This window comes from Variovorax ginsengisoli (assembly GCF_030486595.1).
Taxonomy (GTDB): Bacteria; Pseudomonadota; Gammaproteobacteria; order Burkholderiales; family Burkholderiaceae_C; genus Variovorax; species Variovorax ginsengisoli_B.
Map to the genome: position 1 here is coordinate 205,546 of NZ_JAUJZH010000005.1, position 15,209 is coordinate 220,754.

A 15,209-nucleotide genomic window follows, 5' to 3' on the forward strand; every position below is an offset into this window, starting at 1 on the left:
CAGCATAACCCGACACGCAACGTCCGTGCCCGAGAGCATCGATAATCGGGCCATGGCCTTGATGATCACCGACGAATGCATCAACTGCGACGTCTGCGAGCCGGAGTGCCCCAACGACGCGATCTACATGGGCGAGGAGATCTACGAGATCGACCCGCACAAGTGCACCGAATGCGTGGGCCACTTCGACGAACCGCAGTGCGTGCAGGTGTGCCCGGTCGCGTGCATCCCGACCAATCCCGCGCATGTCGAGACGCGCGAGACGCTGTGGCAGAAGTTCGAGCGGCTGGCAGCCGAGAAAGCGGCCAGGGCCGCGGCGCAGCCCGGGCCGGTCCCGGCGCCCTAGTCTTTCGCAGGGCGCTTTTTCTTGGGCGCTGCCGAGGGATCCCGCGGGCTCAGGTACTGCGGGTCCTTACGCGGCTTGCCCTTCTTCATCGAAACATCACGGGGTTCCGGCGCGGCCGCCCGGGCGCGTGGCGCGTTGTCGATCAGGATCGCCTGCCCGGGACCCTGCGCGGCTTCGAGCCGCAGGCGATCGCGCTCCATGCGCTGGGCCTCGGCGCGGGCTTCGCGCGTCGCCTGGTCGGCTTCGCGTTTTCGCGCCGCGCCCGGCGCCTCGTCGAGCGGCAGGGCCCGGCCGGTGTCGCAGGGCTGATCGGTGTAGCTGTTGCCGCAGCGCCAGATGCCGCTGGCGCCCTGTGCCGTGGCGGCCCAGTGCAGGCAGGCGCCGGCCAGCAGCAGGCTGCCGCGGGTGGCGATTCGTGCTTGTGACAGACTCATTTTTTGTTGTCTCCCTTTCCTTCTTCTCGCTTGCTTCCGCTAGCCCGCGGCGGGTGCACCCCCGTCGCCGGGCTCGCGCCGCGGTGGTTTGGGGCGCGGCGGCTTGCTCGTGTGGATGAGCAGGGTCGCCTTGTCCATCTCGCCGGCCACCAGGGCCGGAAAAGCATGCAGCGAGCGCACAATTGCATCCTCGATCGCCTCGCGTTGTTCCTTCAGCGGCTTCTTGAGCACCCAGTTCACGACCTCGGACTTGACGCCCGGATGGCCGATGCCGATCCGCAGCCGCCAGTAGTCGCCGGTGCCGAGTTGCGCGTGGATGTCGCGCAGGCCGTTGTGGCCGGCGTGGCTGCCGCCGAACTTGAGCTTGGCCTGCCCCGGCACCACGTCGAGTTCGTCGTGCGCGACCAGGATCTCGCTGGGCTCGATCTTGAAGAAGCGCGCCAGCGCGGCCGTCGACTTGCCCGAAAGGTTCATGAAGGTCTGCGGCTCGAGCAGCCAGAGCGGCTTGCCGCCGACCTGGGTGCGCGCCACCAGCCCGTGGTAGCTGCGCTCGGGCGCCAGCGTGAGCTTCAGGTCGCGGGCCAGTGCGTCGATCCACCAGAAGCCCGCGTTGTGGCGCGTGGCCTCGTATTCAGGGCCCGGATTTCCGAGGCCTACAAACAGCTTGATCATGAGGACGGATTGTGACTTGGCGCGCCAACGAAAACGGCCCGCACTGGGCGGGCCGTTCAGGCGCGATCGCGAAGCGGGATTACTTCTTCTTCGCGGGTGCCTTGGCGTCGGCCTTGGCGGCCGGTGCGGCGGCACCTTCGGCCGGAGCGCCTTCGGCGCCGGCTGCAGGCTCTTCGGCGACCAGCGGCGGCACGGCCGAGACCACGACCGGGTTGATCTTGCCGTGGCTCACGAACTTCACGCCCTTGGGCAGCTTGATGTCGTTGACGTGCACGGTGGCGTTCTTGGTCAGGCCCGACAGGTCGACTTCGATGAACTCGGGCAGGTCGGCCGGCAGGCAGCTGACTTCGAGTTCGTTCATCACGTGGTTCACGAGGTTGTGGTCGAGCTTGACGGCGGTCGACTCTTCTTCACCCTTGAAGTGCAGCGGCACCTTGACCGTCATGCGGGTGCGGGCATCGACGCGCTGGAAGTCGACGTGCTGCACGAGCTGGCGGAACGGGTGGTATTGCACGTCGCGCAGCAGCACCTTGGTGGTGGCGCCGGCGAGTTCCATCTCGAGGATCGACGAGTGGAAGGCTTCCTTCTTGAGGGCGTGCCACAGCGCGTTGTGATCGATCTCGATGAGTTGCGGCTGGCCTTCGCCACCGTAGACGATACCGGGCGTCTTGCCCGTGATGCGGAGACGGCGGCTCGCACCCGTGCCCTGCTTGGCGCGCTCAAAAGCGACGAATTTCATGGATAACTCCTGTGGAAGCCGACCGCGACCAGTGCGGCTCCGGTTTTCAAAATGGGCTTCCGCTGCGGGAAGCCCGGCTCTTTGCTCAGAACAGGTTTTCCTGGTCCGAGAACAAACTCATCACCGACTCGCCCTTGGCGATGCGCTGGATCGTTTCGGCGATCAGCGGCGCCACGGACAGTTGGCGGATCTTGGTGCAGCCGACGGCGGCGTCGGACAGCGGGATCGTGTTGGTCACGACCACTTCGTCGAGCGCCGAGCCCTGGGCGATGCGCTCGATGGCGGGGCCCGAGAAGATCGGGTGCGTGCAATACGCATAGACCTTCTTGGCGCCGCGTTCCTTCAGGACTTCGGCCGCCTTCACCAGCGTGCCGGCGGTGTCGATCATGTCGTCCATGATCACGCAGTTGCGGCCGTCGATCTCGCCGATCACGTGCATGACTTCGCTCACGTTGGCGCGCGGGCGGCGCTTGTCGATGATCGCGAGGTCGCAATTGAGCTGCTTGGCCAGCGCCCGGGCACGCACCACGCCGCCGACGTCGGGCGAGACCACGATCAGGTCTTCGTAGTTCTTCTGGCGCAGGTCGCCCAGCAGGACCGGCGAGGCGTAGATGTTGTCGACCGGAATGTCGAAGAAGCCCTGGATCTGGTCGGCGTGCAGGTCCATGGTGAGCACCCGGGCCACGCCCACGGTCTCGAGCAGGTTGGCCACCACCTTGGCCGAGATCGGCACCCGGCTGGAGCGCGGACGGCGGTCCTGGCGCGCGTAGCCGAAGTAGGGGATCACGGCACTGATGCGCTCGGCCGATGCGCGCTTGAGCGCGTCGACCATGATGAGCAGTTCCATCAGGTTTTCGTTGGTCGGGGCACAGGTCGACTGGACCACGAACACGTCGCGGGCGCGGACGTTCTGGTTGATCTCGACGGTGACTTCGCCGTCGGAGAAGCGACCGACCCGCGCGGCACCCAGCGAAGTGCCCAGGTTGTGCGAGATCTCGGCGGCAAGGCCCGGATTGGCGTTGCCGGTGAAAACCATGAAGTCAGGGTGTTGAGCCTGCATGAGTGCGTCCCGGCAATGCGAATTGGCTCTTTCGGGAGAGCCGCCAAAATTCTCGTGAGTGAATTTGGCAGGGGAGAAAGGATTCGAACCTTTGCATGCTGGAATCAAAATCCAGTGCCTTAACCAGCTTGGCGACTCCCCTACACGGGTCGACGACCAATGTCGCCAACCGATATATGTCGCATCAGATCGCGTGAGCGACCTGATTATCTTCTCAGACCGCCCAACCCACGAGGGGGTGAACGGCCAGGTTGCTGCATTTGCGAACCTGCCAGCCCTCGGGGGCCTCGGCGAGTTCCGCGTCATGCGGCATCGCTGCAAACACCGAACTTCCCGAACCGGTCATCCGCGCTTCGAGTCCTTGGTGGCCGAGCCATTCGATGGCTTCGGTGACCGCGGGACAAAGCCGCTGGGCAACTGGCTGCAGGTCGTTTCTGCCAAAGTCCCATCTTTTTTCGATCTGGCCCTGACGCGATTCGCTATGTGCAGCAAAGCCCGAGATTATAGCAGTAGGAGTTGCGCGTTGCAGATCCTCTGCTGAAAAAATCTCTCGGGTATCGATTCCCTCGGGCGGTTTCACGACCGCGAAGCAGCCCGGTGGGAGTTCGACGGGCGTGATTATCTCGCCGATTCCCTCGACCCAGGCGTTGCGTCCGCGCAGGAAGAAAGGAACGTCGGCGCCCAGTGCGAGGCCGATGCGCCCGAGCGTCGCGAGCGGCAGGTTCAGCCCCCAGAGACGATTGAGGGCCAGCAGGCAGGTGGCTGCGTCGGAGGAGCCGCCGCCCATGCCGGCCTGGGCCGGCACCTGCTTGGCGACCCCGATGTGGGCCCCCAGCGTCGTTCGCGCCTCGGCTTGCAAGGCCCTGGCCGCGCGCACGACCAGGTCGTCGGCCGGCAGCGGCGTGGTCAGGTCCTCGCGGCTGATCGCGCCATCGGCGCGCCGCTCGACATGCAGCGTGTCGCACCAGTCGATCAGCATGAAGACCGACTGCAGCAGGTGGTAGCCGTCGGCGCGCCGGCCCGTGATGTGCAGGAAGAGATTGAGCTTGGCCGGCGCCGGCAGGTCGTAGAGCGCCTTCATGCGCGTTCGAAGACGATCCGCAGGTCGGCCCGGGGCCTCGGTGATTCGCGCGTGGCTTGCAGGCGGCCCGCGGCCACTTGCGACAGGTCGGGCCGCCAGCCGGGCACCTGCTCGTCGCGGCCGGCCAGCCAGGCGAACAGCGCGCCGACCGGGATCGCGGCGCCGGTGGCGGCCTCGATCAGCGCGTCGACCGAGTCGTAGCGGCGGGTTTCGCTGCCGTTCCTGAGCACGGCCTCGCCCGGTGCCCAGTGGAGCTGGGCCAGGGTGCTGCCGATCGGGCTCGTGAGGATCAGGTCGCCGGCCCGCGGCGCACCGCGCAGTTCGAACAGCGCCGAGAAGCTCTGGCTGGCGTCGCCTTCGAGGCGCAGCGACAGGCGCCCGCTCCAGGCTTCGGTGGTGGTGCCGGGTCCGGGCGCGCCGCCCGGACTCGCACAGCCCGCCAGCACCAGCAGGCCGGCGCCGCCGGCTAGCAGCAACCCGCGCCGGTTCAAAGCTTCACGTGCAGGCGCTTGAGCGTTTCCTGCAGCGTCTCGTTGTCCGCATCCGCGAGCGACGCTTCCTTCCAGATGCTCACCGCGCGATCGCGCTGGCCGGCGGCCCACAGCACCTCGCCCAGGTGGGCGCCGATCTCGGGGTCGGGCCGGCGCTTGTAGGCATCTTCGAGGATGCGCAGCGCCTCGGTCGTGTTGCCGAGCCGGTACTCGACCCAGCCCAGGCTGTCGGCGATGAACGGGTCATCGGGCGCCAGCTGCACGGCCTTCTGGATCAGCGTGCGCGCTTCTTCGAGCCGTACCTTGCGATCGGCCATCGAATAACCGAGCGCGTTGTAGGCGTTCTGGTTGTCCGGCTTGAGCTCGATCACCCGGCGCAGCAGGCGCTCCATCTCGTCGAGGCGGTTGAGCTTCTCGGCCACCATGGCCTGGTCGTAGATCAGGTCGACGTCGGTCGGTGCCGCGGCGCTGGCCTGGGCCAGCATGTCGAAAGCGGCCTGGTATTGCTTGGCGTCGCGCAGCAGCTGCACTTCGGTGAGGAACTTCTGCTTCTTTTCGTCGGCGGTGCGTTCGGGCAGGCTGCGCACCAGTTCGCGCGCCTGCGGCAGCTTGCCCTGGCGGGCCAGCAGCGCGGCGCGGCGCGCCTGGGCGCCGACCAGGTCGTCGGTGCTGTCGATGCGGGCCAGCCAGCCGTCGGCAGCGGTGAAATCCTTGCGCCGCTCGGCCAGCTGCGCCATCAGCAGGTAGGCCTGGGTCAGGCCGCGCTCGCGCCCTTCCGGGTCGCGAATGTCGGGCGCGAGCGAGATGAAGCGGTTGAGCGAGGTTTCGGCCGCCTTGTCCTGGCGCGCCTGGGTCTGCAGGCTGCCGAGCAGCAGCCAGGGTTCGGGCAGCTCGGGGCGGGCTGCGGTGAGGGCGGCGAGTTCGCTCGAGGCCTCGGCGTAGCGGCGGCCCTCGACCAGGGCGCGGGCATAGCCCACGCGCATTTCGGGCAGGACCTTGGGGCCGGCCAGGTAGCGCTTGACGATCGGCTCGGCCAGCGGCTGGCCCGGATCCATGATCTCGAGCGCCAGCATGGCCGGGCCTTCGGAGGTCGGATCCAGCTGCTGGCCCTTGATGGCCGCATCGAGCGCGCCGGAGGTGTCGCCGGCGGCCAGCCGCAGCCGGCCGACGGTGGCCCAGGCGGCGCCCGCGGTGGCGGGGTTCGCCAGCTCGTCGACCAGCGCCTGTTCGACCACCGAGGCGGCGAGTTTCTTGTCGGTGGCCCGCGAATAGTTGCGGGCGATCACGGCCATCAGAAATGGACGCTCGATCTGCGGCGTGGCGGCGATCTCGGCCCGCAGCGGCTCGACCGTATCGGCGATGCGGTTCAGCGCGATCAGGATCTGCAGCTCGACGCGGCGCGCCTCGCGCGAATCAGGCAGGCTGTCCTTCCAGGCCCGGGCGGCTTCGAGGGCCGAGTCCCCGGAGCGCGACTGCAGCGCGATCTCGACCGCGCGCTGGAACAGCTTGCCGTCGCGGGCGCGGCGGGCGGCGTCGAGTACCAGGCCGTAGGCGGCGCCGGGGTCGGAACGGGCGCTGAGCTCGCCCAGCAGCACTTCGTAGAACAGGTCGGCGGTCATCGCCGAGGGCTGGGCGGGGGCGCTGGACTTGGCGGATTCCGGCTTTGCCGCAGCCTGTGCCGGATCGACGAGAGGGGCGGGGGGCGGGGTCTGGCCTTGCGCCGCAAGCGCGATCAGGGCCAGGAAAGCGGCCGCCGCAAGGCGGGATCGGCGGAGCGTGAAGGTCATCGCAGCCATAATAATCCAAGGCTTTTGCGCCATGGGACGTGGGGTCTCAACGCCGGCGTTTTTTCGTGTCAGCCTGCTCGCCCATGCCAGAACTCCCCGAAGTCGAAGTCACCCGTCGCGGATTCGCGGATCGCATCGCGGGCGCCCGGATCGAGTCCGTGCGGGTCGGCAAGCCGCTGCGCTGGGCACTGGCGGTCGAGCCGGGCGCCCTCGCCGGGCGCGGCGTGCTCGGCGTGCGCCGGCGCGGCAAGTACCTGCTGGTCGACCTCGACGCCGGCCTGCTGCTGATGCACCTGGGCATGTCGGGCAGCCTGCGCTTCGACACCGCCTTGCCGGCGCCCGGCACGCACGATCACTTCGACCTCGTCACCAGCCGCGGCACCTTGCGGCTCAACGACCCGCGCCGCTTCGGCGCCGTGGTCTACGTCGAGGACGAGGCTTCGCCGCTGGCGCGCAAGCTGCTCGGCGGACTCGGCATGGAGCCGCTGGGCGACGGCTTCGACTTCGAGGCCTTCCATGCCGGCCTGCGCCGCCGCCGGGCCCCGATCAAGCAAGTGCTCCTGGCCGGCGACGTGGTGGTGGGCGTGGGCAACATCTACGCCTCGGAAGCCCTCTTCCTGGCCGGCATCCGGCCGACCTTGTCGGCCGCGCGCATCAGCCGGCCGAGGGCGCTGCGCCTGCATGCGGCGGTGCGCGACATCCTGGCGCGGGCGGTAGAACGCGGCGGCAGCACGCTGCGCGATTTCTCCAATGTCGACGGCCAGAGCGGATATTTCCAGCTCGAGGCCACGGTCTACGGGCGCAAGGGCGAGCCGTGTCGGGTCTGCGCGACACCGGTGCGGATGATGCGCCAGGGCCAGCGGGCCACGTATTTCTGCCCAGTGTGCCAAAAGCACTGAATCCCAACGGCGAATGAGGCGGTACGCAGCCTGCGATGCTATATTTTGTAAGTCGCCCTTACAAATCCTGCTTTGACCGATTCCTTCAATCAGCAATTCGACAAGCACGGCGCTTGGCGGCGCAACTTTGCGCACCGCCTCAAGTGGTTGTCCCGCTGGCTGAATGAAAACGACCTGCTGAACCAGAGCGTCGCCGAGCGGCTGCGCGACCTGGAGTCGCAGTTGCGCACCAGCAAGGTCATGGTGGCTTTCGTGGCCGAGTTCTCGCGTGGCAAGTCCGAGCTGATCAACGCCATCTTCTTCGCTGGCTACGGGCGCCGGATCATGCCGGCCAGCGCCGGCCGCACGACCATGTGCCCGACCGAGCTGGGCTACGACCCGGCGCTGCAGCCGAGCCTGCGCCTGCTGCCGATCGAAACCCGGCTCGAGGCCCATTCGCTCGCCCATTGGCGCGACGAACCCGAGCGCTGGACCGAGATCGCGATCGACGTCGAGAACGCCGAACTGCTGTCGCAGGCGATGGGCAAGGTCGCCGAGGTGCGCTGGGTGCCGCTCGAGGAGGCGCGCGCGCTCGGCTTCTGGAGCGACGACGTCCCCGACGACAACCCGGTGCCCGATGCCGATGGCCGGGTCGAGATCCCGCGCTGGCGCCACGCGGTGCTGAACATGCCGCACCCGCTGCTGGAGCAGGGCCTGGTGATCCTCGACACGCCCGGACTGAACGCGATCGGCGCCGAGCCCGAACTGACGGTGAGCCTGATTCCACAGGCCCATGCGGTGGTCTTCATCCTCGGTGCCGACACCGGCGTGACCCGCTCCGACCTGGCCATCTGGCGCCAGCACCTGGTCACCGAGGGCGACCTGAGCGAAACCCGCATCGTGGTGCTGAACAAGATCGACACGATGTGGGACATCCTGAGCACGCCGGCCCAGATCGATGCCCAGATCCAGCGCCAGCGAAAGGGCGCGGCCGAACTGCTGGGCGTGCCGCTGGCGCAGGTGCTGCCGGTGTCGGCGCAGAAGGGGCTGCAGGCCAAGATCCGCCGCGATGTGCCGCTGCTGCAGGCGAGCCGGCTGCCGGCGCTCGAGGCCGTGCTCGGCGAAGGCCTGCTCGGCAAGCGCGAAGTCATGCTGCGGCTTGCCGTCGACGCCGGCATCGTCGCGCTCCGAACCGAGGCGGCGCGCATCCTCAACGTGCGCCAGCGCGACCTGTCCGAGCAGGCGCTGGAGCTGCAGGGCCTGCGCGGCAAGAACGGATCGGTGATCCGCCACATGCGCAGCCGCATCGAGGCGGAGCAGACCGAGTTCGAAGGCAGCAACACCCGCATCCTGGCGCTGCGCTCGGTGCAGGGCAAGCTGCTGCGCGAGGTCTATGCGGTGCTCGGCAGCACCGCGCTCAAGGCCGACATGGGCCGCCTGTCGGCCGCGCTGAAGCGCCGCGGCATCAAGTTCAGCGTGCGCAAGGTCTATGGCGAGACCTTCGAGTCGCTGCGCAACAACCTGCGCGAAGTGCAGGCGACCAGCGCCGAGATCCAGTCGATGCTGCACGCCACCTTCCGGCAGCTCAACGCCGAACACGGCTTCACGCTGCAGGCGCCGCCCGAGCCCGACCTGTCGGGCTTCGAGCAGCAGCTCGACCAGATCGAGCGCAGCCACATCCACTACCTCGGCGTGGGCAACATGCTCAAGCTGGCACAGCCCGACTTCTGCGACAAGCTGGTGCGCGCGCTGGCGAGCCGGCTGCGGGTGGTCAACGAGGCGGCCATGACCGAGGTGGAGCGCTGGAGCAAGGGCGCCGGCGCCCAGCTCGACGCCCAGCTCAAGGAACGGCGCCGCAATTTCACCAAGCGCATCGAGGCCGTGGAGCGCATCCAGGGCGCGGCGGGCAATCTGGACGAGCGCCTGGCCGAGCTGGCGGCCCAGGAAGCCAACCTGGGCGAGCTGCATCGGCGGCTGGCCGAACTCACCACCTTGCTCGCGAGCAACGAAGCGCCGCACGCCCCCGCGGCGCGGACCGAACTTGTCGCCTGAAGACCCGCAGGGAAGAGTCGTGGACTTTGCCGGGCGGGTCGTCGCTTGGCAGGCCAGCCACGGCCGCAGCGAACTGCCGTGGCAGAACACCAGTGACCCCTATCGCGTCTGGCTCTCCGAGGTGATGCTGCAGCAGACCCAGGTGAGCACCGTGCTCGGCTACTTCGCGCGCTTTCTCGAGCGGTTTCCGAACGTGGCAGCGCTCGCCGCGGGCACCGAGGACGAGGTGTTCGGGCTCTGGAGCGGGCTCGGCTACTACAGCCGCGCGCGGAACATGCACCGCTGCGCGCAGGAGGTGGTCGCGCGTTTCGGCGGCGAATTCCCGCGCACCGCAGCCGAGTTGCAGAGCCTGCCCGGCATCGGCCGCTCCACCGCGGCGGCCATCGCGGCCTTCTGCTTCGGCGAGCGGGTCGCGATCCTGGACGGCAATGTCAAGCGGGTGCTCACGCGGCTGCTGGCATTCGACGGCGACCTGTCGTCGGCTGCCCAGGAGCGATTGCTGTGGAACGAGGCCACCGGGCTGCTGCCGCCGGCCGAGGATCGAAAGGCCATCGCCCGCTACACCCAGGGGCTGATGGACCTGGGCGCCACCGTCTGCCTGCCGCGCAAGCCGAACTGCATGATCTGCCCGGTGAGCGACCTGTGCGGGGCGCGCAAGCAGGGTGCGCCCGAGCGCTACCCGGTCAAGACCCGCAAGCTGCGGCGCAGCGCGCAGTCGCTCTGGATGCTGCTGGCGCACGACGTCGATGGGCGCGTGTGGCTGGAAAAGCGGCCCGCGCGCGGGATTTGGGCCGGTCTCTACAGCCTGCCGGTGTTCGACAGCCGCGAGGCGCTGCTGGAGACGCTGGGCGCCCGGGACCGCGCCGGCGCCCGCGACGAACCGCCCTTCGTGCACGTGCTGACGCACAAGGACCTGCATCTGCATCCGGTCGCCGTCGAGAGCCGCGGCGTGCGGCCGCTGGCGGAGAGCGGCGGGTGGTTCGCGGGCGCCGAATGGCGCGGCCTGGGACTTCCGGCGCCGGTGCGCAAGCTGCTGGTCAGCGAGCGCGGCTGAGGCTGGACGCTCAAGCTCCGTCGAGTTCGCGATGGCGCTTGAGCGCCGCCCAGCGCTCGCCGAAGCCGCGCGCCAGCTGTTCGACCAGGAACACCGACCGGTGCTGGCCGCCGGTGCAGCCGATCGCCACCGTGACGTAGCTGCGATGGTCGCGCGCCAGGGCATCCAGCCAGCGCTGCAGGAACTGCTCGATGTCGCCGTACATGCGCGCCACGTCCTCGTGCTCGCGCAGCCACTCGATCACGGGCGTGTCGCGCCCGGTCAGGGCGCGCAGGGCCGGCACATAGTGCGGATTGGGCAGCATTCGGACGTCGAACACGTAATCGGCATCGAGCGGCACGCCGCGCTTGAAGGCGAAGGACTCGAACACCAGGGTCAGCGCGCTGTCGGGCGCCGAGATCAGCGCCTTGACGTAGCTCTGGAGCTGCGGCGGCCGGATGATGCTGGTGTCGACCACGTCGGCGCCGTCGCGCAGGTCGGCGAGCAGCTCGCGTTCGAGCTCGATCGCCTGCATCAGCACGCGCTGCTGCTCGGGCATGTCGGTGCGGCCTTCCTGGCGCGACAGCGGATGGCGGCGCCGCGTTTCGGAATAGCGGCGCACCAGCGCATCGGTGGTGGCGTCGAGGAACAGCGAGCGCAGCGACACGCCCTGCTGGCGCAGCGCCTCCAGCTGCTGCGGCACCAGCGGCAGCGAGACGCCGCTGCGCACGTCCATCGCGATCGCCACCTTGGTGGCCTGCTGCTGCTGCTGCAGCGCGATGAAAGGCGACAGCAGCTCGGGCGGCAGGTTGTCGACGCAGTAGTAGCCGGCGTCCTCGAGCGCGTGCAGCGCGACGGACTTGCCGGAACCGGACATCCCGGTGATGAGGACCAGTTCGAGGTTCACGATGCCGCGGCCTCCGTCTTCTGGCCCAGCATCTCGCGCGCATGGGCGAGCGAGGTGCGCGAGACGCGTTCGCCGCCGAGCATCCGTGCGACTTCCTGGGCCCGGCCCTCGGCGTCGAGCACCGCGACGCTGCTTTCGGTGCGTGCGGCGTCCTGTCCCTTGGCGGCGGTCTGCCGCTTGGCCACCACGAGATGGTGGTCGGCGCAGGCCGCCACCTGCGGCAGGTGGGTCACGGCCAGGACCTGGCGGTCGCGGCCGAGCTGCTTCATGAGCCGGCCGACGGTCTCGGCGACCGCACCGCCGACGCCGGCATCGACCTCATCGAAGATCAGGGTCTGGGCGGCACCGAGTTCGCTGGTCGTGACCGCGATGGCCAGGGCGATGCGCGACAGCTCGCCGCCGGACGCCACCTTGCCGATCGAGCGCGGCGTGCTGCCGGCATGGCCGCTGACCAGGAACGCGATCTCCTCGAGACCGGCGCGGCCGGGTTGCGCCAGCGGCTGCAGCGCGACCTCGAAGCGGCCGCCCTTCATGCCGAGATCCTGCATGGCCTGCGTGACCGCCTGCGAGAGCTTCGGCGCCGCCTGCTTGCGGGCCTTGGCCAGTGCCTTGGCCTCTTTCAGATAGGTCTGCCGCGCCGATTGTTCGGTGCGCTCGAGCGCGTCGAGGTCGCTTTGCGCATCGAGGGCCTTCAGTTCGGCCTGCCAGCCCGCCAGCAGGGCCGGCAGTTCGGCCGGCGGACGCCGGTAACGGCGCGCCAGCGACATCCAGCTGCCCATGCGCTCGTCCAGTTCGGCCAGCCGCTCGGGATCGGTGTCGGCCTGGCGCAGGTAGCTGTGCAGCGAATGCGCGGCATCCGAGGCCTGCGCCACGCTCGAGGCCAGGACCTCGCCCAGCGCCTTGAATTCGGGCTCGATGTGCTCGCAGTTCTGCAGCAGCGCGACCGCGCGGCTCAGGGCCGCCAGGGCGCCGCTGTCGTCGTCCTCAAGGGCGCTGGCGGCGCCTTCGGCGGCATCGATCAGGGCCTGGGCATTCGAGATCCGGGTGTGGCTGGCCGACAGCTCTTCCCATTCGTCCTCGCCCGGCGCCAGCTTGGCGACCTCGGCGACCTGCCACTGGAGGCGCTCGCGTTCGCGCTGCAGCGAATCCTGGGCCGAACGGGCGGTGTCGAGCGCGCCGATCGCCTGCCGCCAGGCCTGCCAGGCGCTGTCGAGCGCGCCGGTGTCGACGCCGGCATAGGCATCCAGCAGGCCGCGCACGGCCTCGGGGCGGGTCAGGCTTTGCCAGGCGTGCTGGCCATGGATGTCGAGCAGCCGGTCGCCGAGCTCCCGCAGCTGGGTGGCCGTTGCCGGGCTGCCGTTGATCCACCCGCGGCTGCGGCCCTGCAGGTCGACCGTGCGGCGCAGCAGCAGGGCGTCGCCGGCCTCGAATCCGCCTTCGTCCAGCCAGCCGGCCAGGCCCGGGTCGGCGTCGAACTCGGCGCTGACGTCGAGCCGATCGGCACCCTCGCGCACCGCGCCGGCATCGGCCCGGTTGCCAAGCGCCAGCTGCAGCGCATCGATGAGGATCGACTTGCCGGCACCGGTCTCGCCGGTGAGCACCGTGAAGCCGGCCGAGAAATCGAGCTCGAGGGCCCGCACGATCACGAAGTCCCGCAGCGCAATGCGCCTCAACGCCATCTCAAGATCCCCCTTCGTTCCAATGCAGTTTCTTGCGCAAGGTATCGAAATAGCTCCAGCCCTTGGGGTGCAGGAAGCGCACCCGGTAGTCGGAGCGGCGCACCATCACCTGGTCGCCGATGGCCAGCGTGGCCAGCGACTGCATGTCGAAATTGGCGCTCGCATCGCGACCGCCCACCAGCTCCATCGTGACCTCGTCGGCGTCGGGCAGCAGCAGCGGCCGGTTCGACAGCGTGTGCGGCGCGATCGGCACCAGCACCCAGCCGCGCACCGCCGGATGCAGCAGTGGCCCGCCGGCCGACAGGGCATAGGCGGTCGAGCCGGTGGGCGTCGAGATGATCATGCCGTCGGCGCGCTGGTTGGCCACGAAGTGGCGGCCGACCGTGACCCGCAGCTCGACCATGCCCGAGGTGGCGCCCCGGTTGACAACCACGTCGTTCATGGCCAGGGTGTCGAACACCGACTGGCCGTCGCGGATCACCTTGGCCTGCATCAGGGTGCGCAGGTCTTCCTCGTACTCGCCGGCCAGCATCGGGATCAGCGTCGCCTGGTAGTTGTCGAGCGAGATGTCGGTGATGAAGCCGAGGCGGCCGCGGTTGATGCCGATCAGCGGCACGTCGTGCGGCGCCAGCTGGCGGCCGATGCCCAGCATCGTGCCGTCGCCGCCGACCACCAGGCCCAGGTCGCAGTGCTGGCCGATCTCCTCGACCGTCAGCGCCGGGTAGGGGCCGGTTTCGACCGGGTCGGCCTGCGACTTCTCGACGAACACCTTGCAGCCCTGCGATTCGAGGAAGGCGCCGATGCCTTCCATCACGTCGTCGTGCGCGCCGCATTGCGCCCGGGCGCCGGAGGCCTGGTATTTACCGATCAGTGCGACATGCCGAAAGCGGGAGCTCATTCACAAATTACAACATTAAAATCATTCGATGCTGGACGACCGTGCCAAGTTGCTGTTGAAGACTCTCGTCGAGCGCTATATCGCCGACGGGCAGCCGGTCGGCTCGCGCACGCTTTCCCGTGCGCCGGGCCTGGATCTCTCGCCGGCGACGATCCGCAACGTGATGTCCGACCTCGAGGTGCTGGGGCTGATCGCAAGCCCCCACACGTCGGCGGGTCGGATCCCGACCGCGCGCGGCTACCGCCTCTTCGTCGACACCATGCTGACCGCCGAGCGCGAGCAGTTCGCGTCGGCGCCGAGCCTGGCCGCCGACCAGCCGCAGAAGGTGATCGCCAATGCGGCCCACCTGCTGTCGAACCTGTCGCAGTTCGTGGGCGTCGTGATGGCGCCGCGGCGGGCCTCGGTGTTCCGGCAGATCGAGTTCCTGCGGCTGTCGGACCGCCGGCTGCTGGTGATCATCGTGGCGCCCGACGGCGACGTCCAGAACCGGGTCATCTTCCCCGAGGTCGACTACACGCAGTCGCAGCTGGTCGAGGCCGCGAACTACATCAACGCCCATTTCGCCGGGCTGTCGATCGAGCAGGTGCGCGACCGTCTGCAGTCCGAGGTCGAGCAGCTGCGCGGCGAGATCGCGGCGCTGATGCAGGCCGCGGTGCAGGTCAGCTCCGAAGTCATGACCGAGGCCCAGGACGAAGTCGTCATCGCCGGCGAGCGCAACCTGCTGGCGGTCACCGATTTCTCCAGCGACATGGGCCACCTGCGGCGCGCCTTCGAGCTGTTCGAGCAGAAGACCCAGCTGATGCGCCTGCTCGATGTCTCGAGCCAGGCTGAGGGGGTGCGCATCTTCATCGGCGGCGAAAGCCAGGTCGTGCCCTTCGACGACCTGTCGATCGTCAGTGCGAACTACGAGGTCGATGGCCAGGTGGTCGGCACGCTGGGCGTGATCGGCCCGACCCGGATGCCGTACGAGCGAATGATCCAGATCGTCGACATCACGTCGAAGCTGGTCACCAACGCGCTGAGCCACCGCAAGTAGGGAAGGGCGCCGGGCCCACTAGAATCCCTGGCGCGTGGGCCGTTAGCTCAGTTGGTTAGAGCAGCGGACTCATAATCCGTTGGTCCCTGGTTCAAGCCCAGGACGGCCTACCACCC

Annotated in this window: 15 protein-coding genes and 2 tRNA genes; 6 read left to right on the forward strand and 11 right to left on the reverse strand. The window is 68.8% G+C overall.

Annotated elements, in window-relative coordinates:
- Positions 1 to 52: 52 nt before the first annotated feature.
- Entirely contained in the window at positions 53 to 346 is a 294-nt protein-coding gene (locus QZH52_RS09410; protein WP_286534714.1) for a YfhL family 4Fe-4S dicluster ferredoxin, read from the forward strand.
- On the opposite strand, the gene QZH52_RS09415 is transcribed toward QZH52_RS09410, so the two are convergent.
- The 8 genes from QZH52_RS09415 to QZH52_RS09450 all read right to left on the reverse strand — a co-directional run bounded on the left by QZH52_RS09415 (position 343) and on the right by QZH52_RS09450 (position 6,610).
- Positions 343 to 780, reverse strand: coding sequence for a hypothetical protein (locus QZH52_RS09415; protein ID WP_301807254.1), 438 nt, complete (start codon positions 778 to 780; stop codon positions 343 to 345). The genes QZH52_RS09410 and QZH52_RS09415 overlap by 4 nt on opposite strands.
- A 39-nt stretch (positions 781 to 819) precedes the next feature.
- On the reverse strand, positions 820 to 1,452 hold the full coding sequence (gene pth / locus QZH52_RS09420) for an aminoacyl-tRNA hydrolase (protein WP_301807257.1): 633 nt from the start codon (positions 1,450 to 1,452) through the stop codon (positions 820 to 822).
- A gap of 79 nt (positions 1,453 to 1,531) precedes the next feature.
- Entirely contained in the window at positions 1,532 to 2,191 is a 660-nt protein-coding gene (locus tag QZH52_RS09425) for a 50S ribosomal protein L25/general stress protein Ctc (RefSeq protein WP_286534711.1), read from the reverse strand.
- A gap of 85 nt (positions 2,192 to 2,276) precedes the next feature.
- Positions 2,277 to 3,251, reverse strand: coding sequence for a ribose-phosphate pyrophosphokinase (locus QZH52_RS09430; protein WP_286506086.1), 975 nt, complete (start codon positions 3,249 to 3,251; stop codon positions 2,277 to 2,279).
- 65 nt (positions 3,252 to 3,316) lie between these two features.
- Positions 3,317 to 3,393: transfer RNA gene (locus tag QZH52_RS09435), tRNA-Gln, on the reverse strand.
- Between the two features lie 72 nt (positions 3,394 to 3,465).
- A complete protein-coding gene (gene ispE / locus QZH52_RS09440) occupies positions 3,466 to 4,332 on the reverse strand; it encodes a 4-(cytidine 5'-diphospho)-2-C-methyl-D-erythritol kinase (RefSeq protein ID WP_301807261.1) in 867 nt (288 codons plus the stop codon).
- Positions 4,329 to 4,808, reverse strand: coding sequence for a lipoprotein insertase outer membrane protein LolB (locus QZH52_RS09445; RefSeq protein WP_301807265.1), 480 nt, complete (start codon positions 4,806 to 4,808; stop codon positions 4,329 to 4,331). The genes ispE and QZH52_RS09445 overlap by 4 nt, the downstream gene beginning before the upstream one ends.
- An 11-nt stretch (positions 4,809 to 4,819) precedes the next feature.
- Complete coding sequence (locus tag QZH52_RS09450) at positions 4,820 to 6,610, reverse strand: tetratricopeptide repeat protein (protein ID WP_301807267.1); 1,791 nt, start codon at positions 6,608 to 6,610, stop codon at positions 4,820 to 4,822.
- Between the two features lie 83 nt (positions 6,611 to 6,693).
- Here QZH52_RS09450 and mutM point away from each other — a divergent pair, with 83 nt between their 5' ends.
- The 3 genes from mutM to mutY all read left to right on the forward strand — a co-directional run bounded on the left by mutM (position 6,694) and on the right by mutY (position 10,594).
- Positions 6,694 to 7,509, forward strand: coding sequence for a bifunctional DNA-formamidopyrimidine glycosylase/DNA-(apurinic or apyrimidinic site) lyase (mutM, locus tag QZH52_RS09455; RefSeq protein WP_301807269.1), 816 nt, complete (start codon positions 6,694 to 6,696; stop codon positions 7,507 to 7,509).
- A gap of 72 nt (positions 7,510 to 7,581) precedes the next feature.
- Positions 7,582 to 9,540, forward strand: coding sequence for a dynamin family protein (locus tag QZH52_RS09460; protein WP_301807271.1), 1,959 nt, complete (start codon positions 7,582 to 7,584; stop codon positions 9,538 to 9,540).
- A 19-nt stretch (positions 9,541 to 9,559) separates the two neighbouring features.
- A complete protein-coding gene (gene mutY, locus QZH52_RS09465) occupies positions 9,560 to 10,594 on the forward strand; it encodes an A/G-specific adenine glycosylase (RefSeq protein WP_301807273.1) in 1,035 nt (344 codons plus the stop codon).
- A 10-nt stretch (positions 10,595 to 10,604) separates the two neighbouring features.
- Here the strand turns inward: mutY and rapZ are convergent, their stop codons facing one another.
- Genes rapZ through QZH52_RS09480 form a run of 3 tightly spaced genes read right to left on the reverse strand, consistent with a single transcriptional unit; the run spans position 10,605 to position 14,057 of the window.
- Positions 10,605 to 11,480 (reverse strand): RNase adapter RapZ, encoded by an 876-nt coding sequence (gene rapZ / locus QZH52_RS09470; protein WP_286534703.1) that lies wholly within the window; start codon positions 11,478 to 11,480, stop codon positions 10,605 to 10,607.
- Entirely contained in the window at positions 11,477 to 13,159 is a 1,683-nt protein-coding gene (recN, locus tag QZH52_RS09475; protein ID WP_301807276.1) for a DNA repair protein RecN, read from the reverse strand. The genes rapZ and recN overlap by 4 nt, the downstream gene beginning before the upstream one ends.
- Before the next feature lies 1 nt (position 13,160).
- Positions 13,161 to 14,057 (reverse strand): NAD kinase, encoded by an 897-nt coding sequence (locus QZH52_RS09480; RefSeq protein ID WP_301807279.1) that lies wholly within the window; start codon positions 14,055 to 14,057, stop codon positions 13,161 to 13,163.
- Between the two features lie 28 nt (positions 14,058 to 14,085).
- Between QZH52_RS09480 and hrcA the strand changes: the two genes are divergently transcribed.
- Both hrcA and QZH52_RS09490 read left to right on the forward strand, forming a co-directional pair.
- Complete coding sequence (hrcA, locus tag QZH52_RS09485; RefSeq protein WP_286525301.1) at positions 14,086 to 15,093, forward strand: heat-inducible transcriptional repressor HrcA; 1,008 nt, start codon at positions 14,086 to 14,088, stop codon at positions 15,091 to 15,093.
- Between the two features lie 36 nt (positions 15,094 to 15,129).
- Positions 15,130 to 15,206: transfer RNA gene (locus QZH52_RS09490), tRNA-Ile, on the forward strand.
- The last annotated feature ends 3 nt before the right edge of the window (positions 15,207 to 15,209 follow it).

Bases quoted from the DNA above. Each gene is read 5' to 3' on its own strand.
- QZH52_RS09410 (WP_286534714.1), top strand. From the start codon at position 53: ATGGCCTTGATGATCACCGACGAATGCATCAACTGCGACGTCTGCGAG.
- QZH52_RS09415 (WP_301807254.1), bottom strand. From the start codon at position 780: ATGAGTCTGTCACAAGCACGAATCGCCACCCGCGGCAGCCTGCTGCTG.
- pth (WP_301807257.1), bottom strand. From the start codon at position 1,452: ATGATCAAGCTGTTTGTAGGCCTCGGAAATCCGGGCCCTGAATACGAG.
- QZH52_RS09425 (WP_286534711.1), bottom strand. From the start codon at position 2,191: ATGAAATTCGTCGCTTTTGAGCGCGCCAAGCAGGGCACGGGTGCGAGC.
- QZH52_RS09430 (WP_286506086.1), bottom strand. From the start codon at position 3,251: ATGCAGGCTCAACACCCTGACTTCATGGTTTTCACCGGCAACGCCAAT.
- ispE (WP_301807261.1), bottom strand. From the start codon at position 4,332: ATGAAGGCGCTCTACGACCTGCCGGCGCCGGCCAAGCTCAATCTCTTC.
- QZH52_RS09450 (WP_301807267.1), bottom strand. From the start codon at position 6,610: ATGACCTTCACGCTCCGCCGATCCCGCCTTGCGGCGGCCGCTTTCCTG.
- mutM (WP_301807269.1), top strand. From the start codon at position 6,694: ATGCCAGAACTCCCCGAAGTCGAAGTCACCCGTCGCGGATTCGCGGAT.
- recN (WP_301807276.1), bottom strand. From the start codon at position 13,159: ATGGCGTTGAGGCGCATTGCGCTGCGGGACTTCGTGATCGTGCGGGCC.
- QZH52_RS09480 (WP_301807279.1), bottom strand. From the start codon at position 14,057: ATGAGCTCCCGCTTTCGGCATGTCGCACTGATCGGTAAATACCAGGCC.
- hrcA (WP_286525301.1), top strand. From the start codon at position 14,086: ATGCTGGACGACCGTGCCAAGTTGCTGTTGAAGACTCTCGTCGAGCGC.